A 17,706-nucleotide genomic window follows, 5' to 3' on the forward strand; every position below is an offset into this window, starting at 1 on the left:
CCAACGGTACGACCGCCTTCGCGGATCGCGAAGCGCAGGCCGTCTTCCATGGCGATCGGAGCGATCAGGGTGACAACCATCTTGATGTTGTCGCCCGGCATTACCATCTCAACACCTTCCGGCAGTTCGCAGTTTCCGGTCACGTCAGTGGTACGGAAGTAGAACTGCGGACGGTAGCCCTTGAAGAACGGAGTGTGACGACCACCTTCTTCCTTGGACAGCACGTACACTTCGCACTCGAACTTGGTGTGCGGCTTGATGGTGCCCGGCTTGGCCAGAACCTGACCACGCTCTACGTCATCACGCTTGGTGCCGCGCAGCAGGGCGCCAACGTTCTCGCCAGCACGACCTTCGTCGAGCAGCTTGCGGAACATTTCAACACCAGTGCAGGTGGTCTTGGTGGTCGGACGGATACCGACGATCTCGATCTCCTCGCCCACCTTGACGATACCGCGCTCAACACGACCGGTCACCACGGTGCCGCGACCGGAGATGGAGAACACGTCTTCGATCGGCATCAGGAACGGCTGATCGATAGCACGCACCGGCTCCGGAATGTAGGAGTCCAGGGTCTCTACCAGCTTACGAACGGCGGAAACGCCGATTTCGTTGTCGTCCTTGCCTTCCAGGGCCATCAGAGCGGAACCGACCACGATCGGAGTGTCGTCACCCGGGAAGTCGTAGGTGTTCAGCAGGTCGCGAACTTCCATCTCGACCAGCTCCAGCAGCTCGGCGTCATCAACCATGTCGGCCTTGTTCAGGAACACGACAATGTAAGGAACGCCTACCTGACGAGACAGCAGGATGTGCTCACGAGTCTGCGGCATGGGGCCGTCAGCAGCCGAGCAAACCAGGATCGCGCCGTCCATCTGCGCAGCACCGGTGATCATGTTCTTCACGTAGTCAGCGTGACCGGGGCAGTCAACGTGAGCGTAGTGACGAATGGCGGAATCGTATTCAACGTGGGAAGTGTTGATAGTGATACCACGAGCCTTCTCTTCCGGCGCGTTATCGATCTGGTCGAACGCACGAGCGGAACCGCCCCAGGTCTCGGAGCAGACCTTGGTCAGAGCAGCAGTCAGAGTGGTCTTGCCATGGTCAACGTGACCAATGGTGCCGACGTTGACGTGCGGTTTGTTACGTTCAAATTTTTCTTTAGCCACGACAGTAAACCTCTTACTTAAAGGGCTGAATCAACCTTGTTTTTTAACCAGTGCTTCGACGACGTTCGACGGAGCTTCGGCGTATTTGGAGAATTCCATGGAGTAGCTCGCGCGACCCTGGGACATGGAACGCACGTCGGTCGCATAACCGAACATCTCGCCCAGCGGAACCTCGGCACGAATAACCTTACCGGAAACGCTGTCTTCCATCCCCTGAATCAGGCCACGACGACGGTTCAGGTCGCCCATCACGTCACCCATGTAGTCCTCGGGGGTCACCACCTCTACCTTCATGATCGGCTCAAGCACTTTACCGCCGCCCTTCTGGGCAAGCTGCTTGGTCGCCATGGAGGCAGCGATCTTGAACGCCATCTCGTTGGAGTCGACGTCGTGGTAGGAACCATCGAACACGGAGGCCTTCAGGCCGATGAGCGGGTAGCCGGCAACAACGCCGTTCTTCATCTGCTCTTCGATGCCCTTCTGGATCGCCGGGATGTATTCCTTGGGAATCACGCCACCCACGACTTCATTGGTAAACACCAGACCTTCGGCGATGTTGCCTTTCTCATCCACGTCAGCGGAGGAGAAGCGGATCCAGCAGTGACCAAACTGACCACGACCACCGGACTGACGAACGAACTTGCCTTCGATCTCGACATTGTCCTTGGAGATGGTTTCGCGGTAGGAAACCTGCGGCTTGCCGATATTGGCCTCAACGCCGAACTCACGCTTCATGCGATCGACGAGGATATCCAGGTGCAGCTCACCCATACCAGAGATGATGGTCTGGCCGGTTTCTTCGTCGGTCTTGACGCGGAACGAAGGATCTTCCTGGGCCAGCTTGCCGAGGGCGATACCCATCTTCTCCTGGTCAGCCTTGGTCTTCGGCTCAACAGCTACCGAGATAACAGGCTCCGGGAAGTCCATACGCTCAAGGATGATCGGTTTCTCGATGTCGCACAGAGTGTCGCCAGTGGTGACATCCTTCATGCCGATCAGTGCAGCGATGTCGCCCGCGCGCACTTCCTTGATCTCGTCACGCTGGTTGGCGTGCATCTGCACCATACGACCAACGCGCTCTTTTTTACCCTTCACGGAGTTGATGACCGACTGGCCAGACTCCAGAACGCCCGAGTAGACACGAACGAAGGTCAGGGTACCGACGAACGGGTCGGTAGCGATCTTGAACGCCAGCGCAGAGAACGGCGCGCCATCATCTGCAGGACGCTCGTCGTGGATTTCGTTGTCGTCGGTGCTGTCCGGGTGAACGCCCTTGATCGCAGGGATCTCGGTCGGAGCCGGCAGGAAATCGATGACAGCGTCAAGCACCAGGGGCACGCCCTTGTTCTTGAAAGAGGAACCGCAGACAGCCGGAACGATTTCGCAGGCGATAGTACGCTGACGCAGGCCGGCCTTGATCTCCTCGATCGTCAGCTCACCTTCTTCCAGGTACTTGTTCATCAGCTCTTCGTTGGCTTCGGCAGCAGCCTCAACCATGTTGTTGCGCCATTCGTTGGCCAGGTCCACCAGCTCAGCGGGAATTTCTTCCTCGCGATAGGAGGTACCCTTGTCGTCTTCGTTCCAGTAGATGGCCTTCATCTTCAGCAGATCGACCTGACCCTGGAACTCGTCCTCAGCACCGATGGCCAACTGAACCGGAACCGGGGTGTGACCCAGGCGGTTCTTGATCTGGCCGACCACGCGAAGGAAGTTGGCGCCAGCGCGGTCCATCTTGTTCACGTAGACGATACGCGGAACGCCGTACTTGTTGGCTTGACGCCATACGGTTTCGGACTGGGGCTCAACACCGGAAGTACCGCAGAATACAACGACAGCACCGTCCAGCACGCGCAGAGAACGCTCCACCTCAATGGTGAAGTCTACGTGGCCGGGGGTGTCGATGACGTTTACGCGGTACTTGTCGTACTGACCACGCGAACCTTCCCAGAAGGTAGTGATGGCAGCAGAGGTAATGGTAATACCACGCTCCTGCTCCTGCACCATCCAGTCGGTGGTTGCAGCGCCATCGTGAACCTCACCCATCTTGTGGCTCAGGCCTGTGTAGAACAGGATGCGCTCAGTCGTGGTGGTCTTGCCCGCGTCAACGTGGGCGCAGATGCCGATGTTGCGATAGCGGTTAATTGCTGTATTACGAGCCATAAAGCCCTCGCAAAAGAATGGATGCCGTAATTAGAAGCGGTAGTGCGAGAACGCTTTGTTGGCCTCAGCCATACGATGCACGTCTTCACGCTTCTTGACAGCAGCGCCTTTGCCATCGAAGGCATCCAGCAGCTCGCCTGCCAGGCGCAGGGCCATGGACTTCTCGCCGCGCTTGCGCGCGGACTCAACCAGCCAACGCATGGCCAGAGCATTACGACGGGACGGACGAACTTCGACCGGAACCTGGTAAGTGGCACCGCCTACACGGCGGGACTTTACTTCGACCAGCGGAGCGATGGCGTCGAGAGCTTTCTCGAAGATTTCCAGGGGATCGCTGTTCTTGCGGGATTTGACGGTATCCAGGGCACCGTAAACGATGCGCTCGGCTACGGCCTTCTTGCCGCTTTCCATCACGTGGTTCATGAACTTGGCGAGGATCAGGCTTCCGTATTTCGGATCGTCCAGAATCTCACGCTTGGCTGCTACACGACGTCTTGGCATTGATAAGCCCTCAAACGGTCTTCAGGTTAGCCCGGGACCATAACCATTCGGTTACGCCCGACCTTACTCTTATCGACTCAATGAATAAAAAACTGATTTAGCACCGAATTACTTCGGACGCTTGGTACCGTACTTGGAACGACCCTGCTTACGGTCTTTAACGCCGGTGGTATCCAGCGAACCGCGCACGGTGTGGTAACGCACACCCGGAAGGTCCTTTACACGACCGCCACGGATCAGCACTACGCTGTGCTCTTGCAGGTTGTGACCTTCACCACCGATGTACGAAGTCACTTCGTAGCCGTTGGTCAGACGAACACGGCAAACCTTACGGAGTGCGGAGTTCGGTTTCTTCGGCGTGGTGGTGTAGACGCGGGTGCATACGCCACGACGCTGCGGGCAGTTCTGCAGCGCAGGTACGTCGGATTTCTCGACGATACGGCTGCGCGGCTTACGCACCAGCTGGTTAATAGTTGCCATCTAATTGCTCCACTGTTGTCTTTCGACGCTATTGCCTTACAAAGAAAGCAAAATGACAGGGCATAGCGCCCTGCCAAATTTAGGGGTGCATGAGTCTAAAGAGACTCAATGTCCCCGTCAAGGCAATACCCCCCGACGGCCAAGGCCTCCGGGGGGTATCACGCTTAGTTGCTGCTGGAGTTCAGCGCTTCGGTCAGCGCTGCTTCCACTTCGCTCGCGCTCACGCGAACCGGCTTGCCGGCTTCACGCTGACGTTTGCGCTCGCTGTGGTAGGCCAGACCGGTACCAGCCGGGATCAGGCGACCCACAACCACGTTTTCCTTCAGGCCGCGCAGGTAGTCGCGCTTGCCGGTAACCGCCGCCTCGGTGAGGACGCGGGTGGTTTCCTGGAAGGACGCCGCGGAGATGAACGACTCGGTGGACAGCGAGGCCTTGGTAATACCCAGCAGGACGCGTTCGAACTTGGCGATGAAGCGGTCTTCGGTCGCCAGACGCTCGTTCTCTTCCAGCACCTGGGTCAGCTCCATCTGGTCGCCCTTGATGAAGCTGGAATCACCCGACTCGGCAATCTCGACCTTGCGCAGCATCTGACGCAGGATGGTTTCGATGTGCTTGTCGTTGATCTTCACGCCCTGCAGGCGGTACACGTCCTGGATCTCGTTGACGATGTACTTGGCCAGCGCGCTGACACCCAGCAGACGCAGGATGTCGTGCGGGTTGCTCGGGCCGTCGGAGATAACTTCGCCGCGGTTCACCTGTTCGCCTTCGAACACGTTCAGGTGACGCCACTTCGGAATCAGCTCCTCGTACGGGTCGCTGCCATCGTTCGGAGTGATGACCAGACGGCGCTTGCCTTTGGTCTCCTTGCCGAAGGAGATGGTGCCGCTGATTTCGGCCAAGATCGAAGGCTCTTTCGGACGACGAGCTTCGAACAGGTCGGCAACGCGCGGCAGACCACCGGTGATGTCGCGGGTCTTCGAGGTTTCCTGCGGGATACGGGCGATAACGTCACCCACACCCACCTGCGAACCGTCGGCCACACCAACCAAGGCGTTCGCCGGCAGGAAGTACTGGGCGGGAACGTCGGTACCCGGCAGCAGCAGCTCCTTGCCATTGGCGTCCACCAGCTTCACGGCCGGACGAATGTCCTTGCCAGCAGCCGGACGATCCTTCGGATCCAGAACTTCGATGTTGGTCAGACCGGTCAGTTCGTCGGTCTGGCGCTTGATGGTGATGCCCTCCTCCATGCCGACGAAGGTAACGGTACCCTTCATTTCGGTCACGATCGGGTGGGTGTGCGGGTCCCACTTGGCAACGATGGCGCCCGGATCGACCTTGTCGCCTTCCTTCACGGAGATCACAGCACCGTACGGCAGCTTGTAACGCTCGCGCTCGCGACCGAAGTCGTCGGCCACGGCCAGCTCGCCGGAACGGGACACGGCAACCAGATGGCCGTTGAGGTTCTCGACGTGCTTTAGGTTGTGCAGGCGGATGGTACCGCCGTTCTTAACCTGGACGTTGTCGGCTGCGGAAGTACGGCTGGCCGCACCACCGATGTGGAAGGTACGCATGGTCAGCTGGGTACCCGGCTCACCGATGGACTGGGCGGCGATTACGCCGACCGCTTCACCGATGTTCACCTGGTGGCCACGCGCCAGGTCACGACCGTAGCACTTGGCGCAGATGCCGTAGCGGGTTTCGCAGCTGATCGGGGAACGCACAATTACTTCGTCGACGCTCATGCGCTCGATGAACTCAACCCACTGCTCATCGACCAGAGTACCGGCCGGAACGATGACTTCATCGGAGCCCGGCTTGAACACGTCACGGGCAATGACACGCCCCAGTACGCGCTCACCCAGAGGCTCGACGACATCGCCGCCTTCGATGTGCGGGGTCATCAGCAGACCGTGCTCGGTGCCGCAGTCGACCTCGGTCACTACCAGGTCCTGGGCAACGTCTACCAGACGACGAGTCAGGTAACCGGAGTTCGCGGTCTTCAGTGCGGTATCCGCCAGACCTTTACGAGCACCGTGAGTGGAGATGAAGTACTGGAGTACGTTCAGGCCTTCACGGAAGTTCGCGGTGATCGGGGTTTCAATGATGGAGCCGTCCGGCTTGGCCATCAGGCCACGCATGCCGGCCAGCTGACGGATCTGGGCCGCGGAACCCCGCGCGCCGGAGTCAGCCATCATGTACATGGAGTTGAAGGACTCCTGGTCGACTTCCTTGCCCTCGCGATCGACAACCTTCTCTTTCGAGAGGTTGGCCATCATCGCCTTGGACACTTCGTCGTTGGCCTTGGACCAGAGGTCGATCACCTTGTTGTACTTCTCGCCCTGGGTCACCAGGCCGGAGGCGTACTGGGATTCGATTTCCTTCACTTCCTCGGTAGCGGCATCGATGATGCGAGCCTTCTCATCGGGGATGACGAAGTCGTTCACACCGATGGAAACACCGGAAATGGTGGAGTAGGCGAAACCGGTGTACATCAGCTGGTCAGCGAAGATGACGGTGTCCTTCAGACCTACCACGCGATAGCACTGGTTGATCAGCTTGGAGATCGCCTTCTTCTTCATCGGCTGGTTGACGACGTCGTACGACAGGCCAGCCGGGACCACCTGGAACAGCAGCGCACGGCCGACAGTGGTGTCGACGATGCGGGTGTTCTTGGTGATGGAGCCGTCCTTGTCCTTCACGGTCTCGTTGATGCGCACTTTCACGCGGGCGTGCAGGGACGCTTCACCGGCGCGGAATACGCGGTCGACTTCCTGTAGGTCCGCGAACACGCGACCTTCGCCCTTGGCGTTAACGGCTTCACGGGTCATGTAGTACAGACCCAGAACCACGTCCTGCGACGGAACGATGATCGGCTCGCCGTTGGCAGGCGAGAGGATGTTGTTGGTGGACATCATCAGCGCGCGCGCTTCCAGCTGGGCCTCGAGGGTCAGCGGAACGTGAACGGCCATCTGGTCACCGTCGAAGTCGGCGTTATACGCGGCGCAGACCAGCGGATGCAGCTGGATGGCCTTGCCTTCGATGAGGACCGGCTCGAACGCCTGGATGCCCAGACGGTGCAGGGTAGGCGCACGGTTCAGCAGTACGGGGTGTTCGCGGATGACTTCGGCGAGAACGTCCCAGACCTCGGGCAGTTCGCGCTCGACCATCTTCTTGGCCGCCTTGATGGTGGTGGCCATGCCGCGGGCTTCCAGCTTGCCGAAGATGAACGGCTTGAACAGCTCAAGAGCCATCTTCTTGGGCAGACCGCACTGGTGCAGGCGCAGGGTCGGACCTACGGTAATTACCGAACGACCGGAGTAGTCCACTCGCTTACCGAGCAGGTTCTGACGGAAGCGGCCTTGCTTGCCCTTGATCATGTCGGCCAGGGACTTCAGAGGGCGCTTGTTCGAGCCGGTGATGGCACGGCCACGACGACCGTTGTCCAGCAGGGCGTCGACAGCTTCCTGCAGCATGCGCTTTTCGTTGCGCACGATGATGTCCGGCGCAGCCAGGTCGAGCAGGCGCTTCAGACGGTTGTTACGGTTGATCACCCGACGATACAGATCGTTAAGGTCGGAGGTCGCGAAGCGACCACCATCCAGCGGAACCAGCGGACGCAGGTCCGGCGGCAGCACAGGCAGGACAGTAAGCACCATCCACTCTGGATGGTTGCCGGAGTCCTTGAAGGCTTCCATCAGCTTCAGGCGCTTGGACAGCTTCTTGATCTTGGTCTCGGAGTTGGTCTGCGGAATTTCTTCGCGCAGGCGGCCGATTTCATGATCCAGATCGATGGCATTGAGCAGTTCGCGAACAGCTTCGGCACCCATGCGGGCATCGAAGTCGTCACCAAACTCTTCGAGGGCTTCGAAGTACTGCTCGTCGTTCAGCAGCTGGCCTTTCTCGAGGGTGGTCATGCCCGGATCGATCACCACGTAGCTCTCGAAATAGAGCACGCGCTCGATGTCACGCAGGGTCATGTCCAGCAGCAGGCCGATACGGGACGGCAGGGACTTCAGGAACCAGATGTGGGCAACGGGCGAAGCCAGCTCGATGTGGCCCATGCGCTCACGGCGCACCTTGGCCAGGGCGACTTCAACACCGCACTTCTCGCAGATCACACCGCGATGCTTGAGGCGCTTGTACTTACCGCACAGGCACTCGTAGTCCTTCACCGGACCGAAGATCTTGGCGCAGAACAGGCCATCGCGCTCCGGCTTGAAGGTACGGTAGTTGATGGTCTCCGGTTTTTTCACTTCACCGAAGGACCAGGAACGGATCATCTCGGGCGAGGCCAGACCAATACGGATGGCATCGAACTCTTCGATTTGACCCTGGTTTTTCAACAGATTCAGCAAGTCTTTCAAGGCCTTTCCTCCTCACGGACCCGCTACGACCGGCCTTGACCAGCCGTAGCGTTTTGGGCGTCGCGTGTTATTCGGTTTCCAGTTCGATGTCGATGCCGAGCGAGCGGATCTCTTTGATCAACACGTTGAAGGACTCGGGCATGCCGGCCTCCATGCGGTGATCGCCGTCCACGATGTTTTTGTACATCTTGGTCCGGCCGTTCACGTCGTCCGACTTCACGGTCAGCATTTCCTGCAGGGTGTAGGCGGCACCGTAGGCTTCCAGTGCCCAGACCTCCATCTCCCCGAAACGCTGGCCACCGAACTGGGCCTTACCACCCAGCGGCTGCTGGGTAACCAGGCTGTAAGAACCGGTGGAACGTGCGTGCATCTTGTCGTCGACCAGGTGGTTCAGCTTGAGCATGTACATGTAGCCGACGGTGGTCGGACGCTCGAACTGATTGCCGGTACGGCCGTCGAACAGGCGCATCTGACCGCTTTCCGGCAGGTCGGCGAGCTTCAGCATGGCCTTGATCTCGCTTTCCTTGGCACCGTCGAACACCGGGGTGGCCATGGGAACGCCGCCCTTCAGGTTCTTGGCCAGGTCCAGGATTTCCTGGTCGCTCAGCTCGTTCAGGCTTTCCTGACGGCCACCGATCTCGTTGTAGATCTCATGGAGGAATTCGCGCAGTTCAGCGATCTTGCGCTGCTCTTCCATCATACGGTTGATCTTCTCGCCCAGACCCTTGGCAGCGAGGCCCAGGTGGGTTTCGAGGATCTGACCGACGTTCATACGAGACGGTACGCCCAGCGGGTTGAGGACGATGTCCACCGGAGTGCCATTGGCATCGTGAGGCATGTCTTCGACCGGCATGATCACGGAGACCACACCCTTGTTACCGTGACGGCCCGCCATCTTGTCGCCCGGCTGGATACGACGCTTGATGGCCAGGTAGACCTTGACGATCTTCAGCACGCCCGGAGCCAGGTCGTCGCCCTGCTGCAGCTTGCGCTTCTTGTCTTCGAACTTGTCATCCAGCATCTGGCGACGATCAGACAGGTAGGCCTGGGCCTTCTCCAGCTGCTCGTTCAGAGCGTCTTCGGACATGCGCAGCTTGAACCACTGGCCGCGCTCGAGGCCGTCGAGGTACTCGTCGGTGATCTCGGTGCCTTTCTTCACGCCAGCGCCACCTTCGGCAACCTGGCCAACCAGTGCGGAACGCAGACGCTCGAAGGTTGCGCCTTCGACAATACGGAACTCTTCGTTCAGGTCCTTGCGGATCTCGTCCAGCTGCATCTTCTCGATGGACAGCGCACGGGAATCGCGCTCGACGCCGTCACGAGTGAAGACCTGGACGTCGATCACGGTGCCCTTGGTGCCAGTCGGCACGCGCAGGGAGGTGTCCTTAACGTCGGACGCCTTCTCACCGAAGATCGCGCGCAGCAGCTTCTCTTCCGGAGTCAGCTGGGTCTCGCCTTTCGGAGTCACCTTGCCGACCAGGATGTCGCCAGCCTGCACTTCCGCACCAACGTAGACGATACCGGCTTCGTCCAGCTTGTTCAGCGCAGCTTCGCCCACGTTGGGGATGTCCGCGGTGATTTCTTCTGGGCCGAGCTTGGTGTCACGCGCCACACAGGTCAGTTCCTGGATGTGGATGGTGGTGAAGCGATCTTCCTGCACCACGCGCTCGGACAAGCAGATGGAGTCCTCGAAGTTGAAACCGTTCCAGGGCATGAACGCGACGCGCATGTTCTGACCCAGGGCGAGTTCACCCATGTCGGTGGACGGACCATCGGCGAGGATGTCGGCGCGAGCGACCACATCACCCTTCTGCACCAGCGGGCGCTGGTTGATGCAGGTGTTCTGGTTGGAACGGGTGTATTTGGTCAGGTTGTAGATGTCGACGCCGGCTTCGCCAGTCTCGACTTCGTCATCGTTGACACGAACCACGATACGGCTGGCGTCGACCGAGTCGATCACGCCGCCACGCCGGGCCACGACGCAGACACCGGAATCGCGCGCAACGTTGCGCTCCATACCGGTACCTACCAGAGGCTTGTCGGCACGCAGGGTCGGCACGGCCTGACGCTGCATGTTCGAGCCCATGAGTGCGCGGTTGGCGTCGTCGTGCTCGAGGAACGGAATCAGCGAGGCAGCAACGGAAACGACCTGCTTCGGAGAGACGTCCATCAGAGTTACGTCTTCCGGCGCCTTCACGGTGAATTCGTTCAGGTGACGTACGGCTACCAGCTCGTCGACCAGTTGGCCCTGCTCGTTCATCGTCGCCGATGCCTGAGCGATAACGTGGTCGGCCTCTTCGATCGCGGAGAGGAAGACGATCTCGTCGGTAACCTGGGTACCCTTCACAACACGGTACGGGCTTTCCAGGAAGCCGTACTGGTTGGTGCGGGCGTAAGTTGCCAGGGAGTTGATCAGACCGATGTTCGGACCTTCAGGGGTCTCGATCGGGCACACGCGGCCGTAGTGGGTCGGATGTACGTCACGAACCTCGAAGCCCGCGCGCTCACGGGTCAGACCGCCCGGGCCGAGTGCGGAAACGCGGCGCTTGTGGGTGATCTCGGAGAGCGGGTTGTTCTGGTCCATGAACTGGGATAGCTGGCTGGAACCGAAGAATTCCTTGATCGCTGCGGCCACAGGCTTGGCATTGATCAGGTCTTGCGGCATCAGGCCTTCGCTTTCGGCCATCGACAGACGTTCCTTGACCGCGCGCTCGACGCGCACCAGGCCAACACGGAACTGATTCTCAGCCATCTCGCCGACGCAACGAACGCGGCGGTTACCCAGATGGTCGATGTCGTCGACGATGCCCTTGCCGTTACGGATGTCGACCAGGGTCTTCAGCACGTCGACGATATCTTCCTTGCTCAGCACGCCCGAACCTTCGATCTCGGTGCGACCGATACGACGGTTGAACTTCATGCGGCCCACGGCGGACAAGTCGTAACGCTCGGCGCTGAAGAACAGGTTGTTGAACAGGGTTTCGGCGGCTTCCTTGGTCGGCGGCTCGCCAGGACGCATCATGCGATAGATCTCGACCAGGGCTTCCAGCTGATTGCCGGTGGAGTCGATCTTCAGGGTGTCCGAAATGAACGGACCGCAGTCGATGTCGTTGGTGTACAGAGTTTCGATGCGGACAACCTGGGCCTTGGCGATCTTCACCAACAGGTCGGTAGTCAGCTCGGTGTTGCATTCGGCGATGATCTCGCCGGTGGCCGGATGCACGATAGCCTTGGCGCTGGTACGACCCAGCACGTAGTCCATCGGAACTTCCAGCTCCTTGATGCCAGCCTTCTCCAGCTGGTTGATGTGGCGGGCAGTAATACGACGACCCTGCTCCACGATCACCTTGCCGTTCTGATCCTTGATGTCGAACACGGCGATCTCGCCCCGCAGACGCTGCGGAACCAGCTCGAGGTGCAGACCTTCGCCCTTCACGTGGAAGACGTTGGTGGCATAGAAGGCATTCAGCACTTCTTCAGTGCTGTAGTTCAGCGCGCGCAGCAGGACAGTGGCCGGCAGTTTGCGGCGACGGTCGATACGCACGAATACGCAGTCCTTCGGATCGAACTCGAAGTCCAGCCAGGAACCGCGGTAGGGAATGATACGAGCGGAGTACAGCAGCTTGCCCGAGCTGTGGGTCTTGCCACGGTCGTGGTCGAAGAACACACCCGGAGAGCGGTGCAGCTGGGAGACGATGACGCGCTCGGTACCGTTGATGATGAACGTACCGTTTTCGGTCATCAGGGGGATTTCCCCCATGTAGACTTCTTGTTCCTTGATGTCCTTGATCGCTTTGTTCGACGACTCTTTGTCGAAGATGATCAGACGGACTTTTACCCGCAGCGGCACGGCGAAGGTCACACCGCGCAGCACGCATTCCTTGACATCGAATGCCGGCTCACCCAGGCGATAGCCGACGTATTCCAGAGCGGCGTTGCCGGAATAGCTGATGATCGGGAAAACAGACTTGAAGGCCGCGTGCAGGCCGATGTCACGGAATTGCTCTTTGCTGACTCCCGCCTGCAGGAATTCGCGATACGAATCCAGCTGGATGGCCAGGAGGTAAGGTACATCCATGACGTCCGGCAACTTGCTAAAGTCTTTGCGGATACGTTTTTTCTCAGTGTATGAGTAAGCCATCAGCGTTCCCCAGCTTGGTCACCTGCTTGTTTGGCCCCTCCGACGGGAGTAGCCAGAAAATCTTGCAAACCCCTTGGTTTGCTCCGCCTCGCAATAGAGGTCGGGTCACGTCCCAGGTGGCGTCCCAAGACAACCACCTAGAACGGAAAAAGGCCGGTGGCATAAGCCACCAGCCGTCAGCCTTGCGCGGAGCGCTTCGGCTGTTGACGCAAGGTCGTCGCTTACTTGAGCTCGACTTTGGCGCCAGCTTCTTCCAGAGCTTTCTTGGCAGCTTCGGCCTCTTCTTTGGAAGCGCCTTCTTTGACCACGCCCGGGGCGCCGTCAACTACTGCCTTGGCTTCTTTCAGACCCAGACCGGTCAGCTCGCGAACGACCTTGATGACGTTCACTTTCTTCTCGCCGGCTTCGGTCAGGATGATGTTGAACTCGGTTTGTTCTTCAACAACAGCGGCGGCAGCAGCCGGGCCAGCAGCAACGGCAGCAGCAGCGGTAACGCCGAACTTCTCTTCCATCGCCTTGATCAGTTCAACGATCTGCATGACGGACATTTCGGATACGGCGTTGATGATGTCTTCGTTGGTCAGAGCCATGACTCTAATTCCTGTATAGGTGGACGGCCTATGCGGCCATCAAAATTTTGAAAGATTCAGCTTGAAAGAGGGTTATGCGGCCTGGATCAGGCAGCAGCGCCTTCTTTCTGGTCGCGAATTGCCGCCAGAGTACGAGCGAGCTTACTGGTAGCGCCTTGGATAACGCTCATCAGCTGTGCAACGGCTTCGTTGTAGGTCGGCAGGGTCGCCAGTACGTCGATCTGATTGGCTGCGAGGAACTGGCCCTCGAATGCAGCGGCCTTGATCTCGAACTTGTCCTGACCCTTGGCGAATTCCTTGAAGATACGAGCAGCAGCGCCCGGATGTTCGTTGGAGAACGCAATCAGGGTCGGGCCTTTGAACACGTCGTTGAGCACCTCGAACTGAGTGCCGGCAACGGCGCGGCGAGCCAGTGTATTACGCACGACACGTACGTACACACCAGCCTCGCGGGCCTCTTTACGGAGTCCGGTCATAGCGGCTACGGTCACGCCACGGGCATCAGCCACGACAGCGGACAGGCCAGCTTTGGCAGCCTCGTTGACTTCAGCGACGATGGCCTTCTTGTCTTCGAGTTTAATTGCCACGGGTCTAACTCCTGGATGTTACCGTTTCGTCCAGCCGGAGCCGGACGGCGTTTTGGTGTCTGATTCGGTAAACGAATCGGGAGCACCATCTGCGTAGGCTCGGAAATCGCTTCCCGGTTTGAGGCTTGCGCCGCCTACGGTCTTGGATAGCCCCCGCCAGGCAGGGACCCCAATACCTGGCGTGACGGATAAATCCGTCGCGCCTTTATCACTTAGCCTTCGAGGGAAGCCTGATCGATCTGCAGACCTGGCCCCATAGTGGTGCTCAGAGTCACGCGCTTCAGGTACACACCCTTGGAGGTGGACGGCTTCAGGCGCTTCAGGTCAGCCAGCAGAGCTTCAACGTTCTGCTTCAGCTTGATCGGCTCGAAGTCGACTTTGCCGACGGAAGCGTGAATGATGCCGTTCTTGTCGGTACGGAAACGCACCTGACCAGCCTTGGCGTTTTTCACGGCGGTAGCTACGTCCGGAGTCACGGTACCGACCTTCGGGTTCGGCATCAGGCCACGCGGACCGAGGATTTGGCCCAGCTGACCGACGACACGCATCGCGTCCGGGGAGGCGATAACCACGTCGTAGTTCAGGTCGCCGGCTTTCATCTCGGCAGCCAGTTCGTCCATACCGACTTTCTCGGCACCAGCAGCCAGTGCAGCTTCAGCGGCCGGACCCTGGGTGAACACGGCAACGCGGACGCTCTTGCCGGTGCCGTTCGGCAGAACGGTGGCACCACGAACGACCTGGTCGGATTTACGCGGATCGACACCCAGATTGATGGAGACGTCCACGGACTCTTTGAACTTGGAGGTCGCCAGTTCAGCCAGGAGCTTGGCGGCATCTTCGAAACCGTACTGCTTGCCAGCTTCTACTTTCTCGGCGATTGCCTTTTGGCGCTTGGTCAGCTTAGCCATTACACACCCTCCACGTTCAGGCCCATGCTACGAGCGGAACCGGCGATGCTACGCACGGCCGCATCCAGGTCAGCTGCAGTAAGATCAGCCTTCTTGGCCTTAGCGATCTCTTCCAGCTGAGCACGGGTAACGGTGCCTACTTTCTGGGTGTTCGGACGCGGAGAACCGCTAGCGATACCGGCCGCTTTTTTCAGCAGAACGGAAGCCGGGGTGCTCTTGGTCTCGAAAGTGAAGCTGCGGTCGCTGTATACAGTGATGATCACGGGAGTCGGCAGACCCGGCTCGAGGCCTTGAGTCTTGGCGTTGAACGCCTTGCAGAACTCCATGATGTTCACGCCATGTTGACCCAGAGCAGGACCGACCGGCGGCGACGGGTTGGCCTGACCGGCCTTCACTTGCAGCTTGATATAAGCTTGAATCTTCTTAGCCATGTATAACTCCAGTTACGGGTTCTAGCGCCCTAAGGCTCCCCGATTGCTTTCGCGTTTATCCCAGTGACGACAAAACCCCGCAACCTAGGGCTGCGGGGTTGGGATGCCATTGTCAGCTAAGCCTTCTCGACCTGACTGAACTCCAACTCTACCGGAGTAGAGCGACCGAAGATGAGCACGGCCACCTGGATCCGGCTCTTCTCGTAATTAACCTCTTCGACAACGCCGTTGAAGTCAGCGAACGGCCCATCAATTACACGAACGGTTTCACCAGGCTCGAACAGCGTCTTCGGCTTCGGCTTATCACCACTGTCAGCGACGCGACGCAGGATAGCCTCAGCTTCTTTTTCAGTGATGGGCGCAGGCTTGTCGGCGGTACCACCGATAAAGCCCATGACGCGTGGCGTATCCTTGATCAGGTGCCAAGTCGCCTCGTTCATTTCCATCTGGACCAGCACATAGCCGGGGAAGAACTTACGCTCGCTCTTGCGCTTCTGGCCATTACGCATCTCCACCACCTCTTCAGTGGGGACCAGAATCTCGCCGAACTCGTCTTCCATGCCAGCCAGCTTGACGCGCTCGATTAGCGAGCGCATGACATGCTTCTCGTAACCCGAGTAAGCATGCACAACGTACCAACGCTTAGCCACGGCGCACCTATTAACCAACAATCAACGAAACAAGCCAGCCGAGCAGGGTATCAAGCCCCCACAACAGCAGCGCCATTACCAGCACGACAGCCACGACAATCAGAGTGGTCTGGGTGGTTTCCTGACGGGTCGGCCAAACAACCTTGCGAATCTCCGCGCGAGCTTCCTTAGCGAGAACAAAGAAAGTCCGACCCTTAGCGGTCTGCAGCGCCACAACAGCAGCGACAGCAGCAAGAGCAAGAAGCGCGAGAACACGGTACAGGATCGGCTCAGAGGAGAAATACTGATTGCCGACCACACCAACAGCAACAAGAGCCACCACAACGACCCACTTCAGAACGTCGAAGCGTGTTTCTTTGGCTTCAGCCTTGGCATTCATCAGCTAAGATCCTGTGAGAGAAATGCCAGATTCTCACTCTTGGAATCTGGCAGGCCAGGAGGGAATCGAACCCCCAACCTGCGGTTTTGGAGACCGCCGCTCTGCCAATTGAGCTACTGGCCTGTAACAAAGTCAGGCCGACCATTATGCCGGCCTGACACACCAAGATCAAGTCGTTATTCGATGATCTTGGCTACAACGCCGGCACCAACGGTACGACCGCCTTCGCGGATCGCGAAGCGCAGGCCGTCTTCCATGGCGATCGGAGCGATCAGGGTGACAACCATCTTGATGTTGTCGCCCGGCATTACCATCTCAACACCTTCCGGCAGTTCGCAGTTTCCGGTCACGTCAGTGGTACGGAAGTAGAACTGCGGACGGTAGCCCTTGAAGAACGGAGTGTGACGACCACCTTCTTCCTTGGACAGCACGTACACTTCGCACTCGAACTTGGTGTGCGGCTTGATGGTGCCCGGCTTGGCCAGAACCTGACCACGCTCTACGTCATCACGCTTGGTGCCGCGCAGCAGGGCGCCAACGTTCTCGCCAGCACGACCTTCGTCGAGCAGCTTGCGGAACATTTCAACACCAGTGCAGGTGGTCTTGGTGGTCGGACGGATACCGACGATCTCGATCTCCTCGCCCACCTTGACGATACCGCGCTCAACACGACCGGTCACCACGGTGCCGCGACCGGAGATGGAGAACACGTCTTCGATCGGCATCAGGAACGGCTGATCGATAGCACGCACCGGCTCCGGAATGTAGGAGTCCAGGGTCTCTACCAGCTTACGAACGGCGGAAACGCCGATTTCGTTGTCGTCCTTGCCTTCCAGGGCCATCAGAGCGGAACCGACCACGATCGGAGTGTCGTCACCCGGGAAGTCGTAGGTGTTCAGCAGGTCGCGAACTTCCATCTCGACCAGCTCCAGCAGCTCGGCGTCATCAACCATGTCGGCCTTGTTCAGGAACACGACAATGTAAGGAACGCCTACCTGACGAGACAGCAGGATGTGCTCACGAGTCTGCGGCATGGGGCCGTCAGCAGCCGAGCAAACCAGGATCGCGCCGTCCATCTGCGCAGCACCGGTGATCATGTTCTTCACGTAGTCAGCGTGACCGGGGCAGTCAACGTGAGCGTAGTGACGAATGGCGGAATCGTATTCAACGTGGGAAGTGTTGATAGTGATACCACGAGCCTTCTCTTCCGGCGCGTTATCGATCTGGTCGAACGCACGAGCGGAACCGCCCCAGGTCTCGGAGCAGACCTTGGTCAGAGCAGCAGTCAGAGTGGTCTTGCCATGGTCAACGTGACCAATGGTGCCGACGTTGACGTGCGGTTTGTTACGTTC

At 59.0% G+C, this 17,706-nt stretch carries 13 protein-coding genes and 1 tRNA gene; all 14 read right to left on the reverse strand.

All coding sequences use genetic code 11. The features are described from left to right. On the reverse strand, window positions 1-1,163 hold a 1,163-nt coding region (tuf, locus tag E8E75_RS01400), incomplete at its 3' end, for an elongation factor Tu (protein WP_280357791.1). 30 nt (window positions 1,164-1,193) lie between these two features. Next, the gene (fusA, locus tag E8E75_RS01405; protein WP_120653278.1) at window positions 1,194-3,323 is read right to left on the reverse strand and encodes an elongation factor G; all 2,130 of its coding nucleotides are present in this window, start codon (window positions 3,321-3,323) and stop codon (window positions 1,194-1,196) included. Window positions 3,324-3,353: 30 nt separating this feature from the next. After that, entirely contained in the window at window positions 3,354-3,824 is a 471-nt protein-coding gene (rpsG, locus tag E8E75_RS01410) for a 30S ribosomal protein S7 (RefSeq protein WP_003448710.1), read from the reverse strand. Between the two features lie 108 nt (window positions 3,825-3,932). After that, entirely contained in the window at window positions 3,933-4,304 is a 372-nt protein-coding gene (rpsL, locus tag E8E75_RS01415; RefSeq protein ID WP_003448708.1) for a 30S ribosomal protein S12, read from the reverse strand. Window positions 4,305-4,468: 164 nt separating this feature from the next. After that, entirely contained in the window at window positions 4,469-8,668 is a 4,200-nt protein-coding gene (rpoC, locus tag E8E75_RS01420) for a DNA-directed RNA polymerase subunit beta' (protein WP_077525957.1), read from the reverse strand. A 67-nt stretch (window positions 8,669-8,735) separates the two neighbouring features. Beyond that, on the reverse strand, window positions 8,736-12,809 hold the full coding sequence (rpoB, locus tag E8E75_RS01425) for a DNA-directed RNA polymerase subunit beta (RefSeq protein ID WP_120653279.1): 4,074 nt from the start codon (window positions 12,807-12,809) through the stop codon (window positions 8,736-8,738). 221 nt (window positions 12,810-13,030) lie between these two features. Further along, entirely contained in the window at window positions 13,031-13,399 is a 369-nt protein-coding gene (rplL, locus tag E8E75_RS01430) for a 50S ribosomal protein L7/L12 (protein WP_028630534.1), read from the reverse strand. A gap of 86 nt (window positions 13,400-13,485) precedes the next feature. Further along, entirely contained in the window at window positions 13,486-13,986 is a 501-nt protein-coding gene (gene rplJ / locus E8E75_RS01435) for a 50S ribosomal protein L10 (RefSeq protein WP_016490524.1), read from the reverse strand. Between the two features lie 212 nt (window positions 13,987-14,198). After that, complete coding sequence (rplA, locus tag E8E75_RS01440) at window positions 14,199-14,894, reverse strand: 50S ribosomal protein L1 (RefSeq protein ID WP_153917510.1); 696 nt, start codon at window positions 14,892-14,894, stop codon at window positions 14,199-14,201. Further along, entirely contained in the window at window positions 14,894-15,325 is a 432-nt protein-coding gene (gene rplK / locus E8E75_RS01445) for a 50S ribosomal protein L11 (RefSeq protein ID WP_003448698.1), read from the reverse strand. The genes rplA and rplK overlap by 1 nt, the downstream gene beginning before the upstream one ends. A gap of 116 nt (window positions 15,326-15,441) precedes the next feature. After that, window positions 15,442-15,975 carry a transcription termination/antitermination protein NusG gene (nusG, locus tag E8E75_RS01450; protein ID WP_028630537.1) on the reverse strand — a complete coding sequence of 178 codons (534 nt, stop codon included), beginning with the start codon at window positions 15,973-15,975 and terminating at the stop codon, window positions 15,442-15,444. Window positions 15,976-15,985: 10 nt separating this feature from the next. Beyond that, window positions 15,986-16,354 (reverse strand): preprotein translocase subunit SecE, encoded by a 369-nt coding sequence (gene secE / locus E8E75_RS01455; RefSeq protein WP_153917512.1) that lies wholly within the window; start codon window positions 16,352-16,354, stop codon window positions 15,986-15,988. 47 nt (window positions 16,355-16,401) lie between these two features. Further along, a tRNA-Trp gene (locus tag E8E75_RS01460) sits at window positions 16,402-16,477 on the reverse strand. A gap of 53 nt (window positions 16,478-16,530) precedes the next feature. Beyond that, a partial coding sequence (gene tuf / locus E8E75_RS01465; protein WP_280357742.1) for an elongation factor Tu occupies window positions 16,531-17,706 on the reverse strand: 1,176 nt, incomplete at its 5' end.

It is taken from the genome of Pseudomonas sp. BN606 (assembly GCF_029873115.1).
Classification (GTDB): domain Bacteria; phylum Pseudomonadota; class Gammaproteobacteria; order Pseudomonadales; family Pseudomonadaceae; genus Metapseudomonas.

What these genes read in the sequence shown, in the direction of transcription:
- rplL (WP_028630534.1), bottom strand. Translation starts at nt 13,399, where the DNA reads ATGGCTCTGACCAACGAAGACATCATCAACGCCGTATCCGAAATGTCC.
- secE (WP_153917512.1), bottom strand. Translation starts at nt 16,354, where the DNA reads ATGAATGCCAAGGCTGAAGCCAAAGAAACACGCTTCGACGTTCTGAAG.
- rplK (WP_003448698.1), bottom strand. Translation starts at nt 15,325, where the DNA reads ATGGCTAAGAAGATTCAAGCTTATATCAAGCTGCAAGTGAAGGCCGGT.
- rpoB (WP_120653279.1), bottom strand. Translation starts at nt 12,809, where the DNA reads ATGGCTTACTCATACACTGAGAAAAAACGTATCCGCAAAGACTTTAGC.
- rpsG (WP_003448710.1), bottom strand. Translation starts at nt 3,824, where the DNA reads ATGCCAAGACGTCGTGTAGCAGCCAAGCGTGAGATTCTGGACGATCCG.
- fusA (WP_120653278.1), bottom strand. Translation starts at nt 3,323, where the DNA reads ATGGCTCGTAATACAGCAATTAACCGCTATCGCAACATCGGCATCTGC.
- rplA (WP_153917510.1), bottom strand. Translation starts at nt 14,894, where the DNA reads ATGGCTAAGCTGACCAAGCGCCAAAAGGCAATCGCCGAGAAAGTAGAA.
- rpsL (WP_003448708.1), bottom strand. Translation starts at nt 4,304, where the DNA reads ATGGCAACTATTAACCAGCTGGTGCGTAAGCCGCGCAGCCGTATCGTC.